At 36.2% G+C, this 25,090-nt stretch carries 27 protein-coding genes, 23 tRNA genes and 1 pseudogene; 5 read left to right on the plus strand and 46 right to left on the minus strand.

From position 1 onward, the window contains the following. Nucleotides 1-196: 196 nt before the first annotated feature. The 8 genes from HU235_RS01775 to HU235_RS01810 are packed head-to-tail and all read right to left on the minus strand — an operon-like array spanning nt 197 to nt 5,229. A complete protein-coding gene (locus HU235_RS01775; RefSeq protein WP_174879201.1) occupies nt 197-943 on the minus strand; it encodes a class I SAM-dependent DNA methyltransferase in 747 nt (248 codons plus the stop codon). Beyond that, on the minus strand, nt 940-1,296 hold the full coding sequence (gene rsfS, locus HU235_RS01780) for a ribosome silencing factor (protein ID WP_095302562.1): 357 nt from the start codon (nt 1,294-1,296) through the stop codon (nt 940-942). Before rsfS ends, HU235_RS01775 begins: the two co-directional genes overlap by 4 nt. Beyond that, nucleotides 1,296-1,868, minus strand: coding sequence for a bis(5'-nucleosyl)-tetraphosphatase (symmetrical) YqeK (yqeK, locus tag HU235_RS01785; protein WP_095302564.1), 573 nt, complete (start codon nt 1,866-1,868; stop codon nt 1,296-1,298). The genes rsfS and yqeK overlap by 1 nt, the downstream gene beginning before the upstream one ends. Continuing rightward, nucleotides 1,858-2,430 (minus strand): nicotinate-nucleotide adenylyltransferase, encoded by a 573-nt coding sequence (locus HU235_RS01790; RefSeq protein WP_095302566.1) that lies wholly within the window; start codon nt 2,428-2,430, stop codon nt 1,858-1,860. The genes yqeK and HU235_RS01790 overlap by 11 nt, the downstream gene beginning before the upstream one ends. A 19-nt stretch (nt 2,431-2,449) precedes the next feature. Then, entirely contained in the window at nt 2,450-2,740 is a 291-nt protein-coding gene (yhbY, locus tag HU235_RS01795; protein ID WP_174879202.1) for a ribosome assembly RNA-binding protein YhbY, read from the minus strand. Continuing rightward, nucleotides 2,734-3,576, minus strand: coding sequence for a shikimate dehydrogenase (gene aroE, locus HU235_RS01800; protein ID WP_095302571.1), 843 nt, complete (start codon nt 3,574-3,576; stop codon nt 2,734-2,736). The genes yhbY and aroE overlap by 7 nt, the downstream gene beginning before the upstream one ends. 14 nt (nt 3,577-3,590) lie before the next feature. Then, a complete protein-coding gene (gene yqeH, locus HU235_RS01805) occupies nt 3,591-4,697 on the minus strand; it encodes a ribosome biogenesis GTPase YqeH (RefSeq protein ID WP_174879204.1) in 1,107 nt (368 codons plus the stop codon). A 4-nt stretch (nt 4,698-4,701) separates the two neighbouring features. After that, nucleotides 4,702-5,229 carry a YqeG family HAD IIIA-type phosphatase gene (locus HU235_RS01810; protein ID WP_255452017.1) on the minus strand — a complete coding sequence of 176 codons (528 nt, stop codon included), beginning with the start codon at nt 5,227-5,229 and terminating at the stop codon, nt 4,702-4,704. 353 nt (nt 5,230-5,582) lie between these two features. Between HU235_RS01810 and HU235_RS01815 the strand changes: the two genes are divergently transcribed. After that, a complete protein-coding gene (locus tag HU235_RS01815) occupies nt 5,583-5,723 on the plus strand; it encodes a sporulation histidine kinase inhibitor Sda (RefSeq protein WP_095302576.1) in 141 nt (46 codons plus the stop codon). Between the two features lie 43 nt (nt 5,724-5,766). Here HU235_RS01815 and HU235_RS01820 read toward each other — a convergent pair whose 3' ends face one another. After that, nucleotides 5,767-6,177, minus strand: coding sequence for an Lrp/AsnC family transcriptional regulator (locus HU235_RS01820; RefSeq protein ID WP_095298473.1), 411 nt, complete (start codon nt 6,175-6,177; stop codon nt 5,767-5,769). A 116-nt stretch (nt 6,178-6,293) separates the two neighbouring features. On the opposite strand from HU235_RS01820, the gene HU235_RS01825 reads away from it, so the two are divergent. After that, entirely contained in the window at nt 6,294-7,058 is a 765-nt protein-coding gene (locus HU235_RS01825; protein WP_174879205.1) for an MBL fold metallo-hydrolase, read from the plus strand. A 108-nt stretch (nt 7,059-7,166) separates the two neighbouring features. On the opposite strand, the gene HU235_RS01830 is transcribed toward HU235_RS01825, so the two are convergent. After that, the gene (locus tag HU235_RS01830; RefSeq protein WP_174879206.1) at nt 7,167-8,621 is read right to left on the minus strand and encodes a glycoside hydrolase family 1 protein; all 1,455 of its coding nucleotides are present in this window, start codon (nt 8,619-8,621) and stop codon (nt 7,167-7,169) included. A gap of 350 nt (nt 8,622-8,971) precedes the next feature. Further along, the gene (locus tag HU235_RS01835) at nt 8,972-9,733 is read right to left on the minus strand and encodes a MurR/RpiR family transcriptional regulator (RefSeq protein WP_174879208.1); all 762 of its coding nucleotides are present in this window, start codon (nt 9,731-9,733) and stop codon (nt 8,972-8,974) included. Between the two features lie 514 nt (nt 9,734-10,247). Between HU235_RS01835 and ahpC the strand changes: the two genes are divergently transcribed. Beyond that, nucleotides 10,248-10,811 (plus strand): alkyl hydroperoxide reductase subunit C, encoded by a 564-nt coding sequence (gene ahpC / locus HU235_RS01840; RefSeq protein ID WP_095298465.1) that lies wholly within the window; start codon nt 10,248-10,250, stop codon nt 10,809-10,811. A 12-nt stretch (nt 10,812-10,823) separates the two neighbouring features. Continuing rightward, a complete protein-coding gene (ahpF, locus tag HU235_RS01845) occupies nt 10,824-12,335 on the plus strand; it encodes an alkyl hydroperoxide reductase subunit F (RefSeq protein WP_174879209.1) in 1,512 nt (503 codons plus the stop codon). On the opposite strand, the pseudogene HU235_RS01850 reads toward ahpF, so the two are convergent. The 34 genes and pseudogenes from HU235_RS01850 to HU235_RS02015 form a co-directional block, all read right to left on the minus strand. Further along, nucleotides 12,329-12,775: pseudogene (locus tag HU235_RS01850) on the minus strand (stage III sporulation protein AE); the annotation flags it as partial. The gene ahpF and the pseudogene HU235_RS01850 overlap by 7 nt on opposite strands. A 37-nt stretch (nt 12,776-12,812) precedes the next feature. After that, nucleotides 12,813-13,205, minus strand: a complete 393-nt coding sequence (spoIIIAD, locus tag HU235_RS01855) for a stage III sporulation protein AD (RefSeq protein WP_370877245.1) — start codon at nt 13,203-13,205, stop codon at nt 12,813-12,815. Nucleotides 13,206-13,219: 14 nt separating this feature from the next. After that, nucleotides 13,220-13,426 carry a stage III sporulation protein AC gene (gene spoIIIAC, locus HU235_RS01860; protein ID WP_095299874.1) on the minus strand — a complete coding sequence of 69 codons (207 nt, stop codon included), beginning with the start codon at nt 13,424-13,426 and terminating at the stop codon, nt 13,220-13,222. A gap of 21 nt (nt 13,427-13,447) precedes the next feature. Beyond that, a complete protein-coding gene (gene spoIIIAB, locus HU235_RS01865) occupies nt 13,448-13,963 on the minus strand; it encodes a stage III sporulation protein SpoIIIAB (protein WP_174879211.1) in 516 nt (171 codons plus the stop codon). Beyond that, entirely contained in the window at nt 13,964-14,881 is a 918-nt protein-coding gene (gene spoIIIAA, locus HU235_RS01870; RefSeq protein WP_174879212.1) for a stage III sporulation protein AA, read from the minus strand. It abuts the gene before it with no gap. A gap of 108 nt (nt 14,882-14,989) precedes the next feature. Beyond that, a complete protein-coding gene (locus HU235_RS01875) occupies nt 14,990-15,271 on the minus strand; it encodes a YqhV family protein (protein ID WP_095299871.1) in 282 nt (93 codons plus the stop codon). 617 nt (nt 15,272-15,888) lie between these two features. Further along, on the minus strand, nt 15,889-16,446 hold the full coding sequence (gene efp / locus HU235_RS01880) for an elongation factor P (protein ID WP_095299870.1): 558 nt from the start codon (nt 16,444-16,446) through the stop codon (nt 15,889-15,891). 110 nt (nt 16,447-16,556) lie between these two features. Then, the gene (locus tag HU235_RS01885; protein ID WP_174879213.1) at nt 16,557-17,618 is read right to left on the minus strand and encodes a M24 family metallopeptidase; all 1,062 of its coding nucleotides are present in this window, start codon (nt 17,616-17,618) and stop codon (nt 16,557-16,559) included. Further along, the gene (gene aroQ, locus HU235_RS01890; protein ID WP_095299868.1) at nt 17,615-18,058 is read right to left on the minus strand and encodes a type II 3-dehydroquinate dehydratase; all 444 of its coding nucleotides are present in this window, start codon (nt 18,056-18,058) and stop codon (nt 17,615-17,617) included. Before aroQ ends, HU235_RS01885 begins: the two co-directional genes overlap by 4 nt. Before the next feature lie 96 nt (nt 18,059-18,154). Then, a complete protein-coding gene (locus tag HU235_RS01895) occupies nt 18,155-18,688 on the minus strand; it encodes a YqhR family membrane protein (protein WP_095299867.1) in 534 nt (177 codons plus the stop codon). A 516-nt stretch (nt 18,689-19,204) separates the two neighbouring features. Next, nucleotides 19,205-19,276 (minus strand) — tRNA-Glu (locus HU235_RS01900). Between the two features lie 20 nt (nt 19,277-19,296). Beyond that, nucleotides 19,297-19,387 (minus strand) — tRNA-Ser (locus HU235_RS01905). A gap of 3 nt (nt 19,388-19,390) precedes the next feature. Further along, nucleotides 19,391-19,465 (minus strand) — tRNA-Asn (locus tag HU235_RS01910). Nucleotides 19,466-19,475: 10 nt separating this feature from the next. Continuing rightward, nucleotides 19,476-19,552 (minus strand) — tRNA-Ile (locus tag HU235_RS01915). 7 nt (nt 19,553-19,559) lie between these two features. Further along, nucleotides 19,560-19,633 (minus strand) — tRNA-Gly (locus HU235_RS01920). A 10-nt stretch (nt 19,634-19,643) separates the two neighbouring features. After that, nucleotides 19,644-19,719 (minus strand) — tRNA-His (locus tag HU235_RS01925). Between the two features lie 28 nt (nt 19,720-19,747). Next, nucleotides 19,748-19,820 (minus strand) — tRNA-Phe (locus tag HU235_RS01930). Nucleotides 19,821-20,045: 225 nt separating this feature from the next. Further along, nucleotides 20,046-20,122: transfer RNA gene (locus HU235_RS01935), tRNA-Asp, on the minus strand. 18 nt (nt 20,123-20,140) lie between these two features. Beyond that, nucleotides 20,141-20,217: transfer RNA gene (locus HU235_RS01940), tRNA-Met, on the minus strand. A 35-nt stretch (nt 20,218-20,252) separates the two neighbouring features. Then, nucleotides 20,253-20,345: transfer RNA gene (locus tag HU235_RS01945), tRNA-Ser, on the minus strand. A 19-nt stretch (nt 20,346-20,364) separates the two neighbouring features. Continuing rightward, a tRNA-Ile gene (locus HU235_RS01950) sits at nt 20,365-20,441 on the minus strand. Between the two features lie 6 nt (nt 20,442-20,447). Beyond that, a tRNA-Met gene (locus HU235_RS01955) sits at nt 20,448-20,524 on the minus strand. A gap of 25 nt (nt 20,525-20,549) precedes the next feature. Then, a tRNA-Ala gene (locus HU235_RS01960) sits at nt 20,550-20,625 on the minus strand. A gap of 16 nt (nt 20,626-20,641) precedes the next feature. Next, a tRNA-Pro gene (locus HU235_RS01965) sits at nt 20,642-20,718 on the minus strand. Between the two features lie 6 nt (nt 20,719-20,724). Beyond that, nucleotides 20,725-20,801, minus strand: a tRNA-Arg gene (locus tag HU235_RS01970). Nucleotides 20,802-20,878: 77 nt separating this feature from the next. Next, a tRNA-Leu gene (locus HU235_RS01975) sits at nt 20,879-20,964 on the minus strand. A gap of 11 nt (nt 20,965-20,975) precedes the next feature. Beyond that, nucleotides 20,976-21,061 (minus strand) — tRNA-Leu (locus HU235_RS01980). Nucleotides 21,062-21,073: 12 nt separating this feature from the next. Then, nucleotides 21,074-21,149 (minus strand) — tRNA-Lys (locus HU235_RS01985). 191 nt (nt 21,150-21,340) lie between these two features. Then, nucleotides 21,341-21,415: transfer RNA gene (locus tag HU235_RS01990), tRNA-Gln, on the minus strand. A gap of 96 nt (nt 21,416-21,511) precedes the next feature. Further along, nucleotides 21,512-21,588 (minus strand) — tRNA-Asp (locus tag HU235_RS01995). Nucleotides 21,589-21,674: 86 nt separating this feature from the next. Then, nucleotides 21,675-21,746, minus strand: a tRNA-Glu gene (locus HU235_RS02000). Nucleotides 21,747-21,754: 8 nt separating this feature from the next. After that, nucleotides 21,755-21,845, minus strand: a tRNA-Ser gene (locus HU235_RS02005). Between the two features lie 3 nt (nt 21,846-21,848). Further along, nucleotides 21,849-21,923 (minus strand) — tRNA-Asn (locus HU235_RS02010). A 130-nt stretch (nt 21,924-22,053) separates the two neighbouring features. Beyond that, nucleotides 22,054-22,506, minus strand: coding sequence for a SprT family protein (locus HU235_RS02015; RefSeq protein ID WP_095302530.1), 453 nt, complete (start codon nt 22,504-22,506; stop codon nt 22,054-22,056). Between the two features lie 95 nt (nt 22,507-22,601). On the opposite strand from HU235_RS02015, the gene cmpA reads away from it, so the two are divergent. Next, on the plus strand, nt 22,602-22,715 hold the full coding sequence (cmpA, locus tag HU235_RS02020) for a cortex morphogenetic protein CmpA (protein WP_095302529.1): 114 nt from the start codon (nt 22,602-22,604) through the stop codon (nt 22,713-22,715). A 13-nt stretch (nt 22,716-22,728) separates the two neighbouring features. Here the strand turns inward: cmpA and HU235_RS02025 are convergent, their stop codons facing one another. After that, nucleotides 22,729-24,864 (minus strand): Tex family protein, encoded by a 2,136-nt coding sequence (locus HU235_RS02025; protein WP_370877286.1) that lies wholly within the window; start codon nt 24,862-24,864, stop codon nt 22,729-22,731. Between the last annotated feature and the right edge of the window lie 226 nt (nt 24,865-25,090).

Here is a 25,090-nt window from a genome sequence, read left to right on the forward strand (position 1 = left end):
AATTGAAATTTTTTTAAAAATAATTGATGCGAAAAATTAGCTCTTGTTACCTTTGAAACAAATAGAGGGTGACTCAAAAGGTTCAGACCCCTCCAACAAACACAGGTATATAGCAAACTAACCTGATCATTAGTCTATATATTGTGCTTGAGGGGTCTGAACCTTTGGTTTTGAGTCACCCTTTTACTTAATAAATTCACTTTTTTCGCGCAACAAAAAAGATTCGTTCAGATGTTTCAGATGGAGTATTATCTATATTAAAATCCGCACAAATAGTCAAAATATCAAAAGAGGCTTCTTTAAGCCAGTTAGAATAATCTGTTATGGAAAAGGTACGTTGTCTATGAAGTTCATCGTAGCGTTCATAATACCCATTTTGTAAAACAAAAAATGTTAAATCATGTTCAACAGTATTTGGTTTATCACCATTATATGACTTCCAAATATAACTGATATCTTCATCCTGCTCAGCAAATGTCGCACCAGCAAAAATTTCATTTATTTTAAAAATTGAATGAACATCAAATATAAAGAGACCACCAGGTTTTAATTGTTGATTCACCGCATGGAATGTTGATTTAACATCCTTTTCATTCTCCAAATAATTTAATGAGTCACAACATATTGTCACAACATCGAATGGTTGTGTAAAGCCTGCAAGCTCTCTCATGTCCTGCTGCAATAAACGCACCTGTACATTCGCTTCATTACATTTTGCCTGTGCGACAGTCAGCATATCCTCACTTAAATCGACACCTGTTACATCAAATTGTTTTGCTGCTAAACGAATAGTCACCGCACCAGTCCCACAACCAACATCTAAAATTTCCTTTGCATGAGGGAGATAGTTACTGATTGATGCACTAATAAGATCAACCCATTCATCATAAGGAGCATCACTCATGAGCTGATCATAAAGATAAGCAAATCCTTGATAAATCATTGATTTAGCTCACTTGTTAAATCTTCAGTTGGAGCATCTCCCCATAAACGTTCAAGGTTATAGTAACTTCTCTCATCCTTATGAAAAATATGAGCTACAACATCACCAAGGTCAATTAATACCCATCTAGCTTCATCAAAACCTTCTAGTCGATTTACATGTATATTTCTTTCAGCTGCTTGTTCCTTCACTTCTCTTGCTATCGCTTGCACTTGTTTATCAGAATTCCCATGACAAATGAGAAAATAATCGGCGATTAGTGATATTCCTTTCATATTTAGTGCGATTAAGTCTTCAGCTCGCTTACTATCTGCTGCTTTAGCTACGATTGTTAATATTTCTCTTCCATTCATTAACTTGCACTTCCTCCTTTTAATACTAAGAAATTATATGTTTCAATTGTATCTGGATAAATGGTTTGATTCTTTTTCAATAAAAAAACAATTGTATTTTGAATAGCTTTAACTAATGCCTGATCCAAATTATGTTTTGCGATATCACGTACTTCTTCAACTCCAGGAAATTGTCTACCTGGTTCTATATAGTCTGCCACATAAATTATTTTTTCTAACAACGCCATATTTGGTCGCCCAGATGTATGATATTTAATTGCCGAAAGTATGTCTTCATCATGAATTCCAACTTCTTTTTCCACTAAATAGGCTCCAACTGGTGCATGCCAAAGTTCACTGTTATGCTCAAGAAGGATATTCGGCATTTTTTGTTCTTTGATTATATTCTTCATTTCATCCTTTGGACGAAATTTAGCATAATCATGAAAGATTGCAGCTATTTCTGCCTTCTTAACATCTTCTCCATATAAATCAGCTAGTTCTATAGCTGTTTCCATTACACCTAATGTGTGAATGTATCTACGCTCTGTCAGTTGTTCAGATACAATTTTTAGCGCCACTTCACGTTCCATATAAATGATTCTCCTCTATATATCTTTTTACTTCTTCTGGTAGAAGATAAGCTGTATTTTTATTTAATCTCAGCTTTTCCCTTAATAAAGAAGATGAAATATCAAACTGTGGAACTTCCACTTCTATGATCGGGTATTTCGTTTCCATAAGATAGCCAGGACGTTTTACTCCTACAAATGTTACAAGCTTAACAACCTCTTCGACTCGATACCATTTAGGTAAATATTCAATCATATCCGCTCCAATGATAAAATAAAAAGAATACGTTGGAAATTTTTCACACAAAATTTTTAATGTTTCATATGTATAGGATGGTCCCTCGCGTAGTAATTCAATTGTTTCAATATGAAATTGCTCATGCGAATTTACTGCTAGCTTAAGCATATTAAAACGATGTTCACTTGTCGTAAATTTTTTATCTTGTTTATGAGGGGGGATTTGATTTGGCATGAACCAAATTTCATCTAATTGAAGCTCAGTTAATACTTCACTTGCAATTAGCAGATGACCAAAATGTGGCGGATCAAATGTACCGCCAAGTATCCCTATTTTCTTTGTCATATTGCCCTCCCATATATCATTATGGTAGTTGAATTTGCTTATTTTCTTTTGATTCTTTATATAACACAATCGTATTTCCAATTATTTGAACAACTTCAGCACCTGTTCCCTTTACTAGTTGCTCAGCTACAGTATCCTTATCTTCCTCACAATTTTGGAGTATAGATATTTTAAATAACTCACGAGCTTCTAATGCATCAGAAATTTGCTTAATCATATTTTCATTTACTCCACCCTTTCCAACTTGAAAGATTGGGTTTAAATGATGAGCCTCTGCTCGTAAAAATCGTTTTTGCTTGCCAGTTAACATGATTTCCCTCCTAATTTTTTGTACACGATATCAGTCATTTCATTTATTGGTGGAGTTTGCCCTGTCCATAAGGAAAAAGCAATTGCAGCTTGATGAACAAACATGCCGACACCATTATGTATTGTTAATTGAGATTGTTCTGCTTCCTTTAATAAAGCCGTTTTAATTGGGTTATAAACAATATCACTTACGATTGCAGATTTCTTTGCATTTTTCAAAGAAAGTGGTTTTTCATCAATATTCGGATGAAGTCCGACTGCGGTTGTCTGAATGATAATATCATACTTTTCTAGCTTAAGCTCTGCTTCTTCTAAAGTAATTGCCATGCTGTTGTTATCGAAAGGACAGTTGTTAATTAAATCTTCTGCTTTCGTTATCGTCCGATTTGCTATATCTAAATTGATACACCCATTATATGCAAGCGTATAATATATGCCCTTCGCCGCTCCACCTGCACCGATAATTAACATGTTATATTCATTAATTGGCCTTTCTAATAGCCCTAATAACGATTGCATATAGCCATTTCCATCTGTATTATATCCAATTAATTTACCATCATCATTTACAACTGTATTAACTGCACCGGCAATTCTCGCTGTTTCATCCAACTCGTCTAAGTAAGGAATAATTGCTACTTTATGAGGAATTGTAACATTATAGCCCTTAACCCCTAACAATTTCAATGAATTAACAGCATCACTAAGTTGCTCTTTTTCTATATGAAAAGCATGATAATGGCTATCTATTTTCAAAACATGAAAAGCATGATTATGGATATCTGGTGACATAGAATGACTAATTGGACATCCAATTACACCATATAAATTCCCCATTCTGTTCCCCCCACTTAAATTAACGATTTTCTCAACGTAACATTTACACCTTGGGGTGCATAGGCAATAATCGTTTTCCCCGGATTATTGACCGTTACCCATCCTAACCCTGAAAAGACAATATCTGTTTTCCCCTCACTAATTGTAAATTCGTGTGGGATTAATTTTGGAAATGTATCAACATTCTCTTTCCTAGGTGGTGTTAATAATTCTCCAATATGTTTTTCATATAGAGCTTGGGCATTTTCCATTTTTGTTCGGTGGATCGTAATCTCATTTGGAATGTAGCACACAAAAGATTCTCTCCCACCCTTTACATAATCAAATCTTGCCAACCCACCTAAATAGAGCGTTTGTTTTTCATTTAATTGAAATACTTTCGGCTTCAGCTCTTTTTTTGGACTTAGGAGCTTTAAATCACGCTTATCAACAAAATGAGCCATCTGATGATGGTTAATGATTCCTGGTGTATCATAAAGCGATGCACCATTATCAAGAGGAATCTCAATCAGATCTAAAGTAGTTCCAGGATAATATGATGTTGTAATCACGTCCTGAACATCTGCAACTTCTTTTATCATCCGATTAATAAAGGTTGATTTACCAACATTTGTGCAGCCTACTACATAAACATCTTGTCCATTTCTATATTTTTCAATTAGTTCAGCAGCCTCTCTAATCCCATGGCCTCTTGCTGAACTAACTAAACAGACATCAATAGGCATTAAACCTAATTCCTTAGCCTCTCGTTTCATCCAATTTATTAGCTTTTGATGCTTAACTGATTTAGGTAGTATATCACTTTTATTGCCGACTAAAAGAATTGGATTTCCTCCGACAAATCGTTGAATTCCTTGTAACCAGCTACCGCTAAAGTCGAAAATATCAACAATCTTAACAATTAGACCCTTAGATTCACCAATTCCATGTAATATTTTAAGAAAATCATCATCTGTAAGTGATACATCTTGAATTTCGTTATAATTTTTCAAACGAAAACATCTTTGACAAATTATATCTTCTTTTTCTATAGCACTTTCAGGAGCATATCCTAACTTTTCCGGATCCTCGGTTTGGATCGTTACTCCACATCCAATGCATGAAATTTTTTCTTCTGACACGATTTTATTCCTCCCACTGAATCATTCCTTTTCGTTTTAGACTTTGCATGATTCTACGTTCAATTTTTCGGTTTATTCTCGTGAAAAATCCATCGGTTGATGCTACTGGGACAACTAAGATTGTTTGAAAGCCGTTACGATTCCCACCTAGTACATCAGTTAAAAGTTGATCACCAATGACGACAACCTCTTCCTTTTTTAAGTTCATCCCTTTAATTGCTTTTAAAAAGGCCTTTCCCATAGGTTTTCTCGCCTTGTATATAAACTTAATATCTAACGGATCAGAGAAATCTTTTACTCGTTTTTCGTTATTATTAGATACGATCGTTATATCCATCCCGTTTTCTTTTACTTCTTTGAACCACTCAATTAATTGTGGCGTTGCATTCGGTCGGTCCCACTCAACTAAAGTGTTGTCTAAATCTGTAATAATTCCTTTAATTCCTTGTTCTTTTAATTTCTTAGGTGATATATGAAAAATACTTTTAACATACTCACCTGGTAAAAATAAACGTAGCATGAGTTTTAACACCTCAACATTCTTATTTTGCCAACTTACATCATAACTAAATTATCGCATACTTTCAAAAGAAACTTATATAGTATGCAAACTGTCTACGAATAATTAAAAAAACTTTTCGACAAATTCTGATCCTCTTCAACAGTTGTGGATAATATTATACACATTATTCCCCTTGTCACAACTGTTTTTTTTGACTTTACAAACAACCTACCCACAACTTATCCACTATTCACTGTGGATAAGAGAACGGTTGTTCTGTATGGTTATTCATGTTAGATTAATAGCAACAAGAGAAAAACAGATGAATTATTTAACCGGAAAAAAGTTAGGAGGTGGAGAGCCAAAATAGTTGGCCAACAACCATGCGTAAACTTTCTGACGAATTATTAATCGAGTCTTATTATAAAGCAACGGAAATGAAGCTTAATGATGATTTTATAGAACTAATTAAGAATGAGATTAAACGCCGTTCACTAGGGCATCTTTTAAAAGCTTCATCATAACATGTAAGGAGCTTCTGTACAACAGAATTTGTTTTCAAAGCAGCTATTTACTAATGACAATTGACAGTTTATAGTTTACATATTTATTTAGCCCTTTTAAAAATTCATCCAATTGTTCATTTGAAGGAAATTTACATTCGAGAAGGTAACAGCTATCTCCGCCAATTTTATAATTATTAATTACATACTTCTCATGTTCTTTTAAATATGTATGATATGGATCATGGACTGCACTTTTTGTATAAATATGAATAAATGCATGAATAATCAGTCCAAGTTTTATGTGATTGACCTTAATTGTATACCCCTCAATGATTCCGTTATCCTCTAATTTTGCTACTCGAGCTGAAGTCGCTTGTCCTGTTAAATGGACTTTTTCACCCAATTCTTTCATTTTAATACGACTGTTCTTTGATAGTTCTTCGATAATTCGTAAATCAGTGTGATCTAACATGATAAACTCCTTTCATTAATCAAGTTAAATGCAAAAAAGACTTGATTTGATCTATGTATCTCGTAATTGGTCCTAGTATAAACTATACGTAGTTCAAAGAAAAGGAGTACATGAAAATGAAAATACAACTCATTCGAAATGCAACACTTGTTGTCCAATATGCAAATAAAAAATTTTTAATTGATCCATTTTTAGCTGAGAAGGGAGCCTATCCAGCGTTTCCTAATTCTTTAAGACAGGATCAGAGAAATCCTTTAGTACAGTTACCAATGCCCACTAACAAAATTATTGATCAGGTAGATGCTGTCATTGTTACTCATTTGCATTTAGATCACTGGGATGAAGTTGCCAAAGAGGTGCTGCCAAAGGAAATCAAAATGTTCGTCCAAAATGATGATGATGCTAAAGAAATACAAAATGCTGGTTTTCACAATGTAGAGGTTCTAGAAGAAAATACTGTTTTCGAAGGAATTCATTTAACGAAAACAAAGGGTGAGCATGGTAGAGGAGATATCTTAAAATTAGCTGGTCTTGTGTGTGGCATTGTCTTTCGTCATCAAAGCGAAAAAACGCTATACGTTGCTGGAGATACTGTTTGGTATGATGGTGTTCAAGATGTAATCGAAACATATCATCCAGATATAATTGTTGTTAATGGTGGAGATAATCAATTCCTCGAAGGAGGTTCACTCGTAATGGGCAAAGATGATATTTATGAAGTGTGTAAAGCTGCACCTCATGCAAAAATCATTTCTGTTCATATGGAAGCTGTTAACCATTGGACATTATCAAGAAATGAATTAAAAGGCTTTATAATAGAAAAAGGAATCTCGTCAAATGTGTTAGTACCTGATGACGGAGACTCTTATCTTTTTGAATGAAGAATTCGAGAGAAAGTTAGCTTCCTATCTTACCTAGCCTTCATATTTTATTGAATAGAAGCGCCTCACAAAATAAGTGTGGCACTTCTATTTTTTTACCCTTTTCACTTACAATTGTGCACCATTAGTAGCAATTACTTGTTTATACCAATCAAACGACTTTTTCTTTCTTCTTTCTAATGTTCCATTACCGTAATCATCTTGGTCGACATAGATGAAGCCGTAACGCTTTGACATTTCTGAAGTTCCAGCACTGATTAAATCAATACATCCCCAGCTTGTATAGCCCATAATTTCTACTCCATCTACGATAGCTTCTCCCATTTGATCAATATGGGCACGTAAGTATTCAATGCGATAATCATCATTGATAGAGCCATCTTCTTCTACTTTATCATAGGCACCTAATCCATTTTCAACAATGAATAATGGCACTTGATAACGATCATACATTTTCTTTAAGGTAATACGTAAGCCCTTAGGGTCGATTTGCCATCCCCAATCAGATGTTTCTAAATAAGGGTTTTTAATTCCACTGAAGAAATTCCCTTTTTCCTTCTCTTTATCAGGTGATCCACTTGCAACCATTGACATATAATAGCTGAATGATAAAAAGTCTACAGGATGTTGCAACAATATTTCTTCATCACCTGGTAGCATATGAATATGAATATTATTTTTCTCGAAATAACTTAACATATAGCTTGGATAGTAGCCACGAACTTGTACATCTGTAAAGAATAGATTCTTTTGATCTTCTTCTAATGCAGCTAAAACATCATCAGGACTGCACGTTTCCGGGTAAACTTCCATGCGAGCAAGCATACAACCGATTTTTGAATCTGGAATGATTTCATGACATGCTTTTACCGCTCTTGCACTTGCCACAAATTGATGATGAAGAGCTTGATAAATAGCCTGTTCCTTATGCTCAACACGGTCTACAAGAATTCCGCTACCGATATACGGAGAAAATGTTGAGACGTTAATTTCATTAAATGTTAACCAGTATTTAACCTTGTTCTTATAACGATTAAAAACAGTTTCCGCATAATGAACAAAGAAATCAACTAAACGACGATCAGTCCAGCCATTATACTTTTGCACTAAATGAAGTGGCATTTCATAATGAGATAAGGTTACTAACGGTTCAATATCATATTTTAATAACTCATCGAACACTTTGTCGTAAAACGCCAAGCCTTCTTCGTTTGGTTCATGGTCATCACCGTTTGGAAAAATTCGTGGCCAAGAAATAGACAACCGAAATGTTTTAAAACCCATTTCCGCAAATAACGCAATATCTTCTTTATAGCGATGATAAAAGTCAATCCCACGGCGTTTCGGGAAATTATCTCCACCTTTGCCCGCTAAAAGCTCTTCTAATTCTTGTTCACTTTTAACATCCATTTCGATGTTATTTCCTCTCTTATCTTTAGGAACAAATGTGACCATATCAAAAATCGATAATCCTTTACCACCTTCATTGTAGGCACCTTCTAATTGATTGGCAGCTGTTGCTCCACCCCATAAAAACCCTTCAGGAAAACGACTATTTTTCATTTTATTACCTCCTAGTCAATAAGTTTGGCTGTTTTAACTTTTTCAATTTCCCACTCATAAACAGTGTTGAATACATTCAATTACTGAGCGAAAGCGGAAGAGTTTTTAAGCCTCTTATTCTTCACTGCGCTCACTATAAAGACACACCCAAAAAAGGAATATTCAACAGATACTCGCTTTCCGCTGACGTTCTTAGCATTCGGGATATCTTTGACAATGTTTCCCTTACAAGAGTCTCTTTGCTCCAACTCCAATCAACATCTGCTTAAATTAAGGGAAAAGCTTTAACATAAATTCATCATACTACTAGGAAACAAAATAAACTGGTCTCTTTAAGACCAGTTTGAAGGCTAGTTAGGACTATGTACATGCTGAAAACGATATGTCAATACATCAAATATCCGTAAAAGCGTATAGCTACTAACACTGCTATTTTCAATTTTCCCACATTGTAATATTTCATCAAATATTCCCAATTCTTGAGTTTTATGTGAAAAAGTAATTAGCAATTTATGTCCTTTAGCTTTTTTGATTTTTTCCACGATCGGGGAATTTTCCGAAACGAGGTTTCCTTGAATCGAAATAGTAATAATCATATCTTCATCAGAAATACTATCTAATGTATCAATTTGTTTAAATAAATTTGTTCCACATTCACAAAGCTTTCCTAAAAGAAATAACTTCTTTTGCAGCTCCACCGCCTGAACCTGATGTTTTTCAAAGCCTAATATAACGATTCTTCTCGATTGCTTTAGTTGATTGACAATCCGATCAATTTGTTCCAAAGGTATTTTCTCAATTAGCTCAATATTCTCATTTAATTGTTTCAAAAAAGTATGTGTATGTAACTCTGAGTCGTGACTTTCTTGGTTGGCCATTTCATTTGAGAAGGCAATGCTGTTTCGCAAGGAGGAGAAATTTTTAAACCCGATTCTCTTGCAAAAACGGTTAATCGTAGATGGAGATACATGACATGCCTCAGCAACGCTATCTAATGAAAAACTCTCTAACTTATCGATATGTTTTAAAAAGCTCTTAGCTAAATCATAATTAATATCCTTATTTAGGGAATTATTTAAATATGCTAAAAGTGTATATATCAGTTGATCCAATTTCCCCACCTCTAAAGAACAATTAATCATTCACTTAAATAGCAAAATTTATACTATTATTTACTACCATTACTGTATTAAATATATAAAATCTTATAAAAAATTGTAGAAAAAAACTTTTTTTAAAACCTGTTATACTTTGTTGTTGATTTCAGTACAAGGAAATCGTCATCCACAGGTGATCCGAAAGACACTTGTAGCTGAATGCCTTTTAGGTACCCTTTCACAAGCTTCTCTAAGCAGAAGTCTCATGGTTCCCCCCACACTACTCTTTGAGATTGCCTTTATTAAAAGGTAATTCCTCTAAAAAAGATAATTCTAGATTACATTGACTATCTACCTATAAAAATTATCATAATTAGAAAGTGACTACTAGGTTTAATTTAAAGATAATAACTCATAATAAATATGAGCATTATCCTTGACAAAATATTAATGTTCATATAATAATAAATATTGAATTAGAATTATTATTATCAAATACTAAAATTTATCATATTAGGAGGAAGATATTATGTCTTTAATTGGAAAAGAAGTATTACCATTCACAGCACAAGCATTTCACAACGGTGAGTTCATCGAGGTAACTGAGAAAAACTTCAAAGGTAAATGGAGCGTTGTTTGCTTCTACCCAGCTGACTTTACATTCGTTTGCCCTACTGAACTTGAAGATTTACAAAACGAATATGCAACTTTGAAAGAACTTGGTGTTGAAGTATATTCAGTTTCAACTGATACACACTTTACGCATAAAGCATGGCATGACCATTCAGAAGCAATTAGCAAAATCGAGTACATAATGATCGGTGACCCTTCTCAAAGAATTTCTCGTAACTTTGATGTTCTTAACGAAGAAGAAGGATTAGCAGACCGCGGTACTTTCATCATCGACCCAGATGGTATCATTCAAACTGTTGAAATTAATGCAGGTGGAATCGGCCGTGACGCAAGTACACTTGTAAACAAAATTAAAGCAGCACAATATGTTCGTAACAACCCAGGTGAAGTTTGTCCAGCTAAATGGCAAGAAGGTTCTGAAACACTTAAGCCAAGCCTTGATTTAGTAGGTAAAATTTAAGGAGTGCAATCAATGATTTTAGAAGCAGATATAAAAGCACAATTAGCCCAATATCTACAAATGATGGAAGGCGATGTGCTACTTAAAGTTAGCGCGGGAGACGATAATGTATCACGTGACATGCTTGCTTTAGTTGATGAATTAGCTACTATGTCACAAAGAATTAAAGTTGAACACGCACAATTACAGAAAACACCTAGCTTTAGTGTAAACCGTATCGGAGAAGATACAGGTGTAACTTTTGCAGGTATTCCACTTGGCCATGAATTCACTTCATTAGTGCTTGCTTTACTGCAAGTAAGTGGAAGAGCGCCAAAGGTTGATCAAAAACTTATTGACCAAATTAAGAATATTAAGGGCGAATATCATTTTGAGACATATGTTAGCTTAACTTGTCATAACTGTCCTGATGTCGTTCAAGCTCTTAACGTTATGAGCGTTCTTAACCCAGGAATCACACATACAATGATTGATGGTGCAGCGTTTAAAGAAGAAGTAGAAAGCAAAAATATCATGGCTGTACCTACTGTATTTCTAAACGGCGAAACGTTCGGTAGTGGTCGTATGTCATTAGAGGAAATCCTTTCTAAGTTAGGAAGCACACCAGATGCATCCGAGTTTGCTAATAAGGATCCTTATGATGTACTTGTTGTTGGTGGCGGACCAGCTGGTGCTAGTGCAGCGATTTATGCAGCACGTAAAGGTATTCGTACTGGTATCGTTGCTGAACGCTTCGGTGGTCAAGTTATGGATACGATGGGCATTGAGAACTTTATCGGTAACAAATATACTGAAGGTCCTAAACTCGTAGCAAGTCTTGAAGAACATGTCAAAGACTATGATATCGATGTCATGAACTTACAACGTGCTAAGGGCTTAGAAAAGAAAGACCTCATTGAAGTAGAGCTTGAAAATGGTGCAGTTCTTAAGAGTAAAACTGTTATCATTTCAACTGGTGCACGCTGGCGTAATATCGGCGTTCCTGGTGAAGCAGAGTTCAAAAATAAAGGTGTGGCATACTGTCCTCACTGTGATGGTCCATTATTTGAAGGTAAGCATGTTGCTGTTATCGGCGGAGGTAATTCTGGTATTGAAGCAGCGATTGATCTAGCTGGAATAGTCAAGCATGTTACAGTACTAGAATTCATGCCAGAGTTGAAGGCTGACTCTGTATTACAAGATCGTCTAAATAGCTTACCAAATGTAACAGTCCTTAAAAATGTTCAAACGAAAGAAATTACAGGTACTGATAAAGTGAACGGTATTTCTTACATTGACCGCGAAACAGGAGAAGAACATCATATTGAACTTCAAGGTGTATTTGTTCAAATCGGTCTTGTCCCTAATACTGATTGGTTAGGTGACACAGTTGAACGTACGCGCTTCGGTGAAATTATTGTTGATAAGCATGGTGCTACAAATATTCCTGGAGTATTTGCTGCAGGTGACTGTACAGATAGTGCTTATAAACAAATTATTATTTCGATGGGATCAGGTGCTACAGCTTCCTTAGGAGCCATATAAACAAGTGCATAAGCCACTTTACTAACCGTACTTTGATTAAATGCGTTTTGTAAAAGCTGTAAAAGCATGCTAAAAACTGTTAAAAGAATTAAAGTTCCTAATAGTTTTCCATTTGCTATGAGTTCATGAAATAAGTATTTTAAAAATGCTTTTAGCCATTCTTGGATACTTAATTCTTTTTCTCCACTTAAAAATTGAAGAAGGCTTCCCTTTTGACTCTCTGGCAAAAAACCTCCGTATTCTGTCATAACTCGATCCCAATACGTCTTAATATCACTGATTTCAAGTTTTTCAACTTGTTCCTCTACAATCACGCTAGGATCAACCGATGCTTCCTCTTCATTTTGTTGAGATTGAGGTTGGGGTGTTTCATTAGCTTGTACATTTATTGGGTTTACTAGAAATAGAACGAGTACAATTGAAAAGAGAGATAAACGCATTTATACACCTCCAACAGTATACAAAACTGAAAATCATTCAAGTACCGGGAATCATGCTAAGTATTGTTTCGATAATGACGGTTAAAATCGGAATTGCCATTGTCAAAATGAGGATTTTACCTCCTAATTCAATCTTTGATGCAATCGCACCTTGTCCAGCATCTTTCGTTATTTGTGCACCAAACTCTGCTATATAGGCAATTCCAATGATTTTTAAGATAGTTTCTACGTATATGAGGTTTACATTTGCATTTGCGGCGATTCTTTCCACCATCCGGATGATTTCATATACTTTATCAATTAAAAATAAAAATATGACACAGCCTACAAAAACGACAAGTAGATAGGCAAACGTTGGCTTTTGTTCTTTTATGATGAGAGCGAGAAAGGTGGCAATTAGTCCTAACCCAACAATTTGTATAATTTCGATAAGAAGCCACCCCCTTATCCTTGAAAAAGAAAGACTGATTTAATCTTTTGGAATAAATCATCAACAATGGATGCGACCATAAATAATATGTAAATAAAACCTATAAGGGTTACCCATTGCGCATATTCCTTTTTACCCATTTGATCTAAAATTGTGTGAAGGAATGCAACGACGATTCCTATCCCGGCAATTTGAAAGATCGTATTTATATCAACGCCCATTGCTATAACTCCCTTCAACTGCTACATCAATAAAATCACTAAGAGTAGACCAGATAGAACACCTAAACTTTTCACCATTTTTTCATACCTATTTTGCCGATCAACTGCATCCATTTCTTCACGTTCAAGATGTGTAAGTGCCAGCTTTATATGTTTTTGCTGAGATATGCGGTCATGCTTACCAAGTGTTTCACCAAATTGCTTAAGCACTTCATATTCGCCTTGCTTTAACGCTGTAGAACGCCATACATCTTTAAGAGATTCTTCCCAGGCATCCTTTACATTCGTACGCCCTTTAAGTAGCTTTTTAGAAAATTGTTCAAAAAACGTCGATAACGGCTTTGGCATTTGCTTTGAAATATTTTGTGAAGCAACAATTAACGATGTGTGACCATACATAATCTCAGCCTCAAGGGATTGAAACGCAACTTTTAACTGTCTTAGTTGTCTGGTTCGCTGACTTAAATGCTTAGCAGCTTCAAACCCAGCCCATGTCGTTGTTATAATGATGAGAAAAGCTCCAATTAATTTCATCATTTAACGCACTCTTCTTTCCAACGTAAAATCTCCACCATTTTGATCAAGAATTTGCTGAACCGTTCCAGGTCCATCTTTTCTTGATAACTCTAAAAATCTATCAAAAACCTTTGCTTCAAATAGCATTTTTAAAGAGGGACGATTTTTCAATTCACTTGCATGATGACCATGAACTGAGACCAACAATTGCACTCCTGCATGAACAGCTTCCATTACTGCGACAGCATCCTCCTTCGTTCCAATCTCATCGACTATTAACACATCAGGACTCATGGAGCGAATCATCATCATCATTCCTTCTGCCTTTGGACACGCATCAAGAACATCTACTCTTTCACCAAATTGATGTTGAGGAACACCTTGGACACATCCTGCAATTTCAGATCTCTCATCAACGATGCAAACTTTTTTTGCTTCAATCTGCTTATAACCGCTACTTATTACCCTTGCAAAATCTCTTAGGAGTGTAGTCTTACCAGTTTGTGGTGGTCCAATTATCAATGTATTTAACCAATTCCCATCATATAGATATGGAATATACCTTTCCGAAATACCGATTCTTTCTTTTGCTATTCGAATATTAAACGATGTTACATCACGAATCGCCTTAACTCGTCCATTTTCTGTTATGACTCTTCCAGAAAGACCAACTCGGTGCCCACCTTTAACGGTTATATATCCCTTCCTTAATTCCTCTTCCAACGTATAAATTGAATAGTTGCTTAATTCATTCAACAAATTTATTGTGTCATCATGTGTGACTTCATACGAAAGGTATATGGGCTTTCCAGCAATTATTACCTCTACTCTTTTCCTAATTCGAATGCGAATTTCTTCAATACGGGACATACTTTTTGGATGGAGCAGTTTGATTTGATAACTTATAGATTCTGGAAGCATCTCGATAATTTCCTTCATTTCGCTTCCCCCTAAATTCCGGTTCATTACTTTCAATGTATGCATGCTTGACCACATTCATGACTCATTTGTTCTATCCTTTTTATCGTTTCTATCTTCACTACTTCTTTATTTATAAATACCAAAAAGGATGAAGAAGACGCCTAGACCGATAAAAAGTAGCTTTGCATATGATAACTGATCTGCAATTTGAAAGATTCCGATGGTCATTGTGACAATAAAAATCACAGGACCAACGATAGCCAATAATGAATTTATTGTGACCGCCTTTTTTACATCATTAACTACTAACATTAGAATCGCTGCTGTTAATTCAATTGATGCAGACAAAAAACGTAAGCCTGCCATAGTTAATACTGTCGAATCAATATGTGAAAACAAACGTCTCATAACTACCTCCTAAATAACTGTTTGTACAACATATGCGGTAGAAAAGTTTTTTAGACAATAAAGGTTATAGAAACATTTATTATTCGCTAAATTAAAAAAGAAAAAAGGAATGAATCTCCCTTTTTCTTATGCCATTTTTGCTTCTATTAAGTTTTCCTCTTTCAGATATAATTTTATCCAAAACTTATGATGGGATTATAAATTATATTTATAATGTAAGAAGCTTCTATACATATGAGTAATAACCGAGGAAAGAGTAAAATTGGATATGTTGGTGAAAAAGTAAGATCTGGAAAAAAGTAATATAAAAAAACATATGAGTAAAGAAAATCTTAAAAAGGATACCCTTTCCTCTCAATGCTACAGATCATTCCTTGTGAGTTCCATTTGATATTCCTGACAAACGTTTCTTATTAAGAACACGTCTGTACCATTCAACAATATTCAACATTTTATAGGTCTATAAACTAATATAACTTGATATTTTTGAACAACTATATGTTAAATAATTTTGCTTTTCCCTTAATACATCCACAAAATTAAAAGCGGTTAATGAAAGTAAGATCTTCAATAACCGCTTTTAAACTTATTTAATGAGACTATGATTGAATTTTATGTTATGCTCTTGAAACGTAAGATGCTTCACTTGTATTAATAATAAGGCGATCCCCTTGGTTTATAAAGAATGGCACTTGTACAGTTAATCCTGTTTCTAATGTTGCAGGTTTTGTTCCACCTGAAGCAGTATCACCTTTAATACCTGGTTCTGTGTCAACAACTTCTAATTCAACTGTATTTGGCAATTCAACCCCTAATGTTTCTGTACCAAACATGATGATTTGCACTTCCATATTTTCCTTTAAAAACTTTAATTCATACTCAATTTGAGATGAAGAAAGTTCGATTTGGTCATATGTTTCAGTATCCATGAAAGCATGTTGATCACCATTTGCATATAAATACTGCATTCTACGTGTTTCAATTTGTGCTTTAGCTACTTTTTCACCTGCACGGAATGTTTTTTCTTGAACTGCTCCTGTGCGAAGGTTACGAAGTTTTGAGCGAACAAATGCAGCTCCTTTTCCAGGTTTAACGTGTTGGAAGTCCATTACACGCCAAATGCCATTATCCACTTCAATTGTTAAACCTGTACGAAAATCATTTACTGAAATCATGAAAAAAGTCCTCCTAATAGCTTAAATAAGGGATTTGAAATGAAAACAAATATCTTGTCTACACTTCATTAAATAAAATTTATATGTAAAGAACAAGTCTTCCCTACCGATTATAAAATAATTAATTCTTTTGAAGAATGTGTTAATGATTCATTTCCATTTTCCGTAATAACTGTATCATCCTCTATTCTTACCCCACCAAGATCTGGTATATAGATACCTGGTTCAACTGTTACAACCATACCTGGTTGAAGAATAGTGTCTGAGCGATAAGACAATGCTGGCCCTTCATGAACTTCCATACCAAGCCCATGTCCTGTTGAATGACCAAAATATTCTCCATAACCATGTTCAGAAATATAATCGCGAGTTAAAGCATCCGCCTCTTTTCCTGTCATACCTGGTTTTATACCCTTCATCCCACGGAGTTGTGCCTCAAGAACGATTGAATAAATCTTTTTCAATTCATCACTTGGCTGCCCAACAGCAAATGTTCTCGTAATATCTGAGCAATACCCTTTGTAGTATGCACCAAAATCTAACGTAACAAAATCGCCTTTTTCGATTTCTTTTTCACTCGCGACACCGTGCGGTAATGCGGAACGATAACCAGACGCAACGATGATATCAAAGGACGAAGACACAGCACCATTTTTTCTCATAAAAAATTCAAGTTCATTTGATACGTCAATTTCCCTTACTCCAGGTTTTACGAAAGTTAAAATATGTTTATATGCTGCATCTGCAATCTCTGCTGCTTCCTTTAATATCTTAATCTCTGCTGGAGACTTAATCAAGCGTAACTTTTCTACAGCTCCTGATACAGGAATAAATTCAACTGAATTTAACACCTTTTTATAGTTTGAATACTCCTGATATGTAAGATGATCCTGCTCAAAGCCAAGCTTTTTTATCCCTAACTTACTTACAAGCTGAGCAACCTCTTCACTTAAGGGGCCTGTATGCTGAACAATTTCATATTCTTTTACTTGCTTTGCCGCCTGCTCAGTGTAGCGAAAATCTGTCATAAAAACGGCTTTATCTTCTGAAATTAAAGCTATACCTGAAGTTCCAGTAAAGCCTGTCATGTATCTACGATTATATTCACTTGTAATTAACAAGCCATCAATCGATAGCTCTTTAAACCGATTACGAATCTTATCTAATTTCATCCTTGTTTCCCTCCTACTTTATCCATTAATGCTCGTATAGCAAGGATATATCCTATAAAGCCTAACCCAATAATCTGTCCCATTGTAACAGGTGCTGTAACAGATGTATGACGAAATTCTTCCCGAGTATGAACATTTGATATATGTACTTCAATTACAGGTAATTGAATACTTGCAATCGCATCACGAATTGCATAACTATAATGTGTAAAAGCTCCAGGATTTATCACGATTCCATCGTATTGATTCACAGCTTCATGAATCGCGTCGATTAAATCACCTTCATGATTAGATTGGAAACAAACGATTTCTATTTGCTCATTTTCAGCAAATGCCAGTAAATCCTGTTCTAAATCTGTTAAAGTCTTCGAACCGTATATTCCTGGCTCCCTTAGCCCTAACAGGTTTAAATTTGGTCCATTAAGCACTAAAAACTTCAATTTCCTCACCTCATTCCAAAAATATTTTTAAACTAGAAAAAAGAATGTTCAGTTTATGAACATTCTATCATATCTCTACAGTAAGGTACTATGATTTCATTTTATGCTCTTATCAGCAGCTGTTAATTCATTATAATCAAAGGAAATTGAATACCCAACAAATAATCCATACAGTATATAAATGCAAACGGAAGTTACGATTGTACCTCTTGACAATTCAAAAATTTCTTTTAAATCGGGAAACATCGGATTAAGGATAAAAAAAACAATTCCCCATAAGATTGCACCATATAAAATCCCTATCCACATCGAACGAAATCGTTTAAATACAGCATAATAAACAAATGCAACACCGATAGAAATTAAGCCTATAAGGATAATGCCAATAAACTCACCAAGAGTATGATTTTTCCAACTACCTAAAGCAATCGGTTGTAAAATAAGCTTAGGACTAATTTCAATAAAATTTAATACAAATGCAATATAAGCAATGAAACTCCAAAAAATCCCGCCAAACAACCCTGTTGTAACGACCTTGCTTACTTGTGACATTTTAGGCTCTATGTTATTTTGCTCTAACCTCTTGTCATCCTTGTCAACATGTTCTTTTAATTCTTTGTCTTCTGCCATGTTAGGACACCTCCATTTATACTATGTCCATTTTTAAAAAAGACATGTTTTTAACTTTTTTAATATTTTTTTCATAACAATGACTAGCAGAAATATCCATGGGTATAATGATATTATTAATTTTTGTTAAAGGATGAGCTATTTGTTCATATATTAATAGCTACATGACCTGTTCTAAAAGCTCTAGAGGTTTTTGAGAAAGTTCTGTATGATAGAAGTAAAAGAATGAACTATGACTTATTTCATATTAATAGACTAATTAAATCAATAATACTAATAATAAGTGTTCCCATCAAATGATAGAAATTTAAAATCTAGTTTATCTTCTTTGCTTTATTGAACTATATGGAAAGATGAATCTCATTTCATATCATATTAAGAGGATGTAAGAGAGCTTTTGTTCATTAATACTAGAACTGTAGAATTTTTGAGTAAATGGAAATTTAATAGGGGCAACTTTAACGTAGCTTATGAAAGACAAAATAAAAAACACTACATATTTGTAGTGTTTTTTTATGACCCGTACGGGATTCGAACCCGTGTTACCGCCGTGAAAGGGCGGTGTCTTAACCGCTTGACCAACGGGCCAAAAAATATATGTATCGCAATGGCGGAGAAGGAGGGATTTGAACCCTCGCGCCGCTTACACGACCTACACCCTTAGCAGGGGCGCCTCTTCAGCCACTTGAGTACTTCCCCATATGGCTCCGCAGGTAGGATTCGAACCTACGACCGATCGGTTAACAGCCGATAGCTCTACCACTGAGCTACTGCGGAATAATAGAAATGGTGGGCCTAAATGGACTTGAACCATCGACCTCACGCTTATCAGGCGTGCGCTCTAACCAGCTGAGCTATAGGCCCATTTACTTGGAGCGGGTGAAGGGAATCGAACCCTCATCATCAGCTTGGAAGGCTGAGGTTTTACCACTAAACTACACCCGCAATATAAAGATGGGGCGGCTGATGGGAATCGAACCCACGAATGTCGGAACCACAATCCGATGCGTTAACCACTTCGCCACAGCCGCCATATGGATTAACAATTTAAGTGAAAGGTGGCTCGGGACGGAATCGAACCGCCGACACATGGATTTTCAGTCCATTGCTCTACCAACTGAGCTACCGAGCCATTATTTGAAAAGTAGTTTTCTACTTACTATCATCTTGCTTTTCAAGTATTAAATATTTATTGCTTACTTTGTGTGTATTCACTCTTTGAGAACAGTCCATCGCCACATCTCAGAAAGATGATTCAAGATGTTGCTCGACGTGTGCGCTGATGTAATGCTTCGCAGTTTATTCGAGCGTGCTCTACCAACTGAGCTACCGAGCCATAATTATTTTTAAAACTAAATGGCGGTCCGGACGGGACTCGAACCCGCGACCTCCTGCGTGACAGGCAGGCATTCTAACCAACTGAACTACCGGACCATTTAATTTTAACTTAATTGGTTGCGGGGACAGGATTTGAACCTGCGACCTTCGGGTTATGAGCCCGACGAGCTACCAGACTGCTCCACCCCGCGATAATAGAAAGTAAATTATTTATCTAAAAATAATCTGGAGGAGGAAGGGGGATTCGAACCCCCGCGGGCTTTGACACCCCTGTCGGTTTTCAAGACCGATCCCTTCAGCCGGACTTGGGTATTCCTCCATTTGAATTATTTAAGATATGGTGGACCTTGTAGGACTCGAACCTACGACCGGACGGTTATGAGCCGTCTGCTCTAACCAGCTGAGCTAAAGGTCCACAATATGGTAGCGGCGGAGGGGATCGAACCCACGACCTCACGGGTATGAACCGTACGCTCTAGCCAGCTGAGCTACGCCGCCATATTGATTATTATATTAAATTACTTGGTGGAGCCTAGCGGGATCGAACCGCTGACCTCCTGCGTGCAAAGCAGGCGCTCTCCCAGCTGAGCTAAGGCCCCAAATGATTTTAAAAGATGGTCGGGAAGACAGGATTCGAACCTGCGACCCCTTGGTCCCAAACCAAGTGCTCTACCAAGCTGAGCTACTTCCCGTTATTATGGCGCGCCCGAGAGGAGTCGAACCCCTAACCTTTTGATCCGTAGTCAAACGCTCTATCCAATTGAGCTACGGGCGCAATTTATATCGTTTTAAAGCGACTAGAATATTATATCAAGTAGAATACGTAAAGTCAAGGATTTTTTTGATTTATTTTGGTGCGGCCGAGAGGACTTGAACCTCCACGGGGTTGCCCCCACTAGGCCCTCAACCTAGCGCGTCTGCCATTCCGCCACGACCGCGAACGAATCAATGGTGCGGGTGAAGGGACTTGAACCCCCACGTCACAAGGACACTAGATCCTAAGTCTAGCGCGTCTGCCAATTCCGCCACACCCGCAAGGTGTGTAAATGGTGAGCCATGAAGGACTCGAACCTTCGACCCTCTGATTAAAAGTCAGATGCTCTACCAACTGAGCTAATGGCTCATTTTATCAATGAGTACTACTATTCTTTTTACTACTTGTAACCGACGCCCAAATCTCAGTATGTTTATTCAAGTAGAAGCTCGATTTGTGCGCTGATGTTTCGCTTCGCAGCTTACTCGAACGTGCTCTACCAACTGAGCTAATGGCTCATTACAATAATGAAATATAGTATTTTAAACAAAAAATAAAAATGGCTGGGCTAGCTGGATTCGAACCAACGAGTGACGGAGTCAAAGTCCGTTGCCTTACCACTTGGCTATAGCCCATCGAATATTATGTTTTGAGTAAATTAAACAACAAGAATTATATAATACCACGTCTCAACTACAACTTCAAGTTGTAATTATTGCCAAAAAGTAAAATGGCGGTCCGGACGGGACTCGAACCCGCGACCTCCTGCGTGACAGGCAGGCATTCTAACCAACTGAACTACCGGACCAAACGAAATCAAGGAAATAAATAGGAGGTGGACGAATCATGGAAATAAGATATGTCCACTTCCTATTAGATTCCACATATGAAAAATGACCCGTACGGGATTCGAACCCGTGTTACCGCCGTGAAAGGGCGGTGTCTTAACCGCTTGACCAACGGGCCATAATGTATGGCGGAGAAGGAGGGATTTGAACCCTCGCGCCGCTTACACGACCTACACCCTTAGCAGGGGCGCCTCTTCAGCCACTTGAGTACTTCCCCATATGGCTCCGCAGGTAGGACTCGAACCTACGACCGATCGGTTAACAGCCGATAGCTCTACCACTGAGCTACTGCGGAACAATATAAAAGACTTCTTTTATTATAGTTAGTATCACTTATCATGTCAATACTATCTATTTTTTATTCAATTACATGCCATCAGCGACGGCTTTTATAATTTATCATAGCTTTACCTCTTTCGTCAACCCTATTTCATCAGATAGATTTTCCCACCACATTTCCCGCATACATATTTAGTCGTATCCACTTTTTTCTTCCGATTAAATATTTGCTGACAGCTTTTACATTGATATTTAAGGATTTTTCTCACGCTTTTGGGTTCGGATTTTAAAGGTGTACAAAATCTTGGTGCACCAACCTTCTTTAACAAATCTCTAAAATCGTTGTCACGATGCTTATATCCTTTTCCTTCTATATGAAGATGATAATGACAGAGCTCATGTTTAATAATACCTATCACTTCATCAAGTCCGTGCTCTTCTAAATATTTCGGATTAATATCTATGTTGTGGGTATTCAATATGTAACGTCCACCAGTAGTTCTAAGTCTTTTATTGAATGTTGCTTTGTGGGTAAATTTTTTATTAAAAAACCTTAATGAAATTTCCTCAACTAGTTGTTGCAGCTTTTTATCATCCAAAATTATTTCCTCACTTTTTTAGTAACATCAGCCTAGTCTTATGCATACATTATAAACACCCATACTCCATTATAATGGATAAGGAGGTATGAGCAATGCCCTCATGGTTACAAAGCCAAATGCGACGTGCTTTCTTAGAAAAAAATCGATATCAAATCAGATTACTTAATCAGTGTTGGTTTTTCTATAGAGAAAAACACTGCTCGTAGGCAGTGTTTCTTTTTATTCTTTTACCATTGTTAATGCTACTCTTCCTTTTTTAAAATCAACGCTATCTACCCATACCGTTACAACATCACCAACAGATACGATATCTAGTGGATGTTTAACAAAGCTATTACTTAACTTTGATATATGAACAAGTCCGTCCTGTTTTACTCCGACATCAATAAATGCTCCAAAATCTACAACATTACGTACCGTTCCTTGGAGCTCCATACCTTCCTTAAGGTCCTCCAGCTTCAGAACATCCTTCTTTAATAGCGGCTTAGGAACATCATCGCGCGGATCTCTTTCAGGACGAATAAGCGCATCACATATATCTTTTAAAGTTAATTCACCAATTTCAAGTATTGATGAGGTTTCTTTTAAATTCAGGTTTTTTACTTGTTCCTTTAATTTATCACTACCTAAATCTGACTCTGTTACACCAAGTTGCTTTAGTAGTTTCTTCACCTCATTGTAATGCTCAGGATGGATACTTGTACGATCTAAAGGTTGATCACCTTCTAACACCCTTAAGAAACCTATACACTGTTCGTATGTTTTTGCACCTAGTCTTGGTATGTCCTTTAATTGCTTACGATTGGAGAACCCACCAAGCTCTTCTCTTCTTTTTACAATATTATTTGCTACCGATTTACTAAGGCCAGCAACATATTGAAGCAATGAAGACGATGCGGTATTGACGTTAACTCCAACTTGGTTAACTACAGTCTCAACAACAAATGTTAATGATTCATTTAGCTTCTTTTGAGAAACATCATGTTGATATTGGCCAACTCCAACTGATTTCGGGTCAATTTTCACTAGCTCTGCTAAAGGATCCTGCAATCTTCGCGCAATAGAAACTGCACTTCGTTCCTCTACTTGAAGGTCAGGGAATTCCTCTCTCGCTAAATCAGATGCAGAATATACACTTGCACCTGCCTCGTTAACAATTAAATATGAGGCTTCACTTTTGCTATCTTTTAAAATATCAGAGATAAATTGTTCTGTTTCTCTTGACGCTGTTCCATTTCCGATTGCTATTACTTCAATATTATATTTTTTAAGAATCTCTATGACAGTAGTCTTTGCTTGTTCTGTTTTATTTACTGGCGGATGTGGATATACAACACCGATATGTAGCATTTTCCCCGTTTGGTCAACTACTGCTAATTTACAGCCTGTCCGATATGCAGGGTCTACACCTAATACCATTTTTCCTTTTAAAGGCGGCTGTAATAATAGATTTCTTAGATTTTCAGAGAAAATATGAATGGCACGGTCCTCTGCTTTTTCAGATAACTCTTTTCGTATTTCTCTTTCAATTGAAGGCTGAATTAACCTTTTATACGCATCTTCAATTGTTTCAACGATAAGATCCCTCACTATCGTCGCTTTATTCAGTTCCTGCTTCTGAAGATATTCTACGATTTGCTCATAAGGTGGCAATATTGATACGCGAAGAATTTCTTCTTTCTCACCACGATTTATCGCAAGCACACGATGCGGAACAATTTTTAAGATAGGCTCTTCATATTCGTAATACATTTCGTAAACATTTTTCTCATCTTTTTCTTCATCTTTTACGACAGAAGCTATTTTCCCTTTTCTAAATGTCACATCGCGAATCCATTGACGGTACTTTGGCTCATCAGAAATTTGCTCAGCAATAATGTCCTTTGCACCTTGTATTGCCTCTTCAGCCGTGTGAACCTCTTTTTCTTCATTTATAAATTCCTTTGCCTTATCAAAAACATCTCCTTCAGTTGGCAATTGTAAAATCCACTTAGCAAGCGGTTCTAATCCCTTTTCCTTTGCAACCGTTGCTTTAGTACGTCTTTTTTGTTTGTATGGTCGATATAAATCTTCAACTTGTTGAAGCTTCATTGCGCTTTTTATTTCTGCAGCAAGCTGTTCTGTTAGTTTTCCTTGTTCTTCTATTAAGCGAAGGACTTCCTCTTTACGATTCTCTAAATTCTGTATGTATGTCCACTTTTCTGAAATATCGCGAATTTGCACCTCATCAAGTGCACCAGTTTGCTCTTTCCGATATCTAGCTATAAACGGAACTGTATTCCCTTCCTCTAATAACGATATAACATTCGCTATTTGTTTTACATTTATAGAAAGCTCTTTACTAATATGTTGCATGATATAATCCTGTTTATCGATCATCATAAGCCTCCAATATATTTCAGCATTCTCATATCATTTTATCTTAAATTCGTTTTCCAAACAAAGGAAAACAGTGGACTTAGTAAGCCTAAAGCCAAAAATTTGCTCCTTACCTTTCATTCCACCTAAGCACTTAGAGAGGATAATTCGCTAATCTGCTGCTAAGAGCTACGATTAAATAAAAATAAAAGCCGTTCAACCA

The sequence above is a fragment of the Metabacillus niabensis genome (assembly GCF_902829255.1).
GTDB classification, from domain to species: Bacteria; Bacillota; Bacilli; order Bacillales; family Bacillaceae; genus Metabacillus; species Metabacillus niabensis.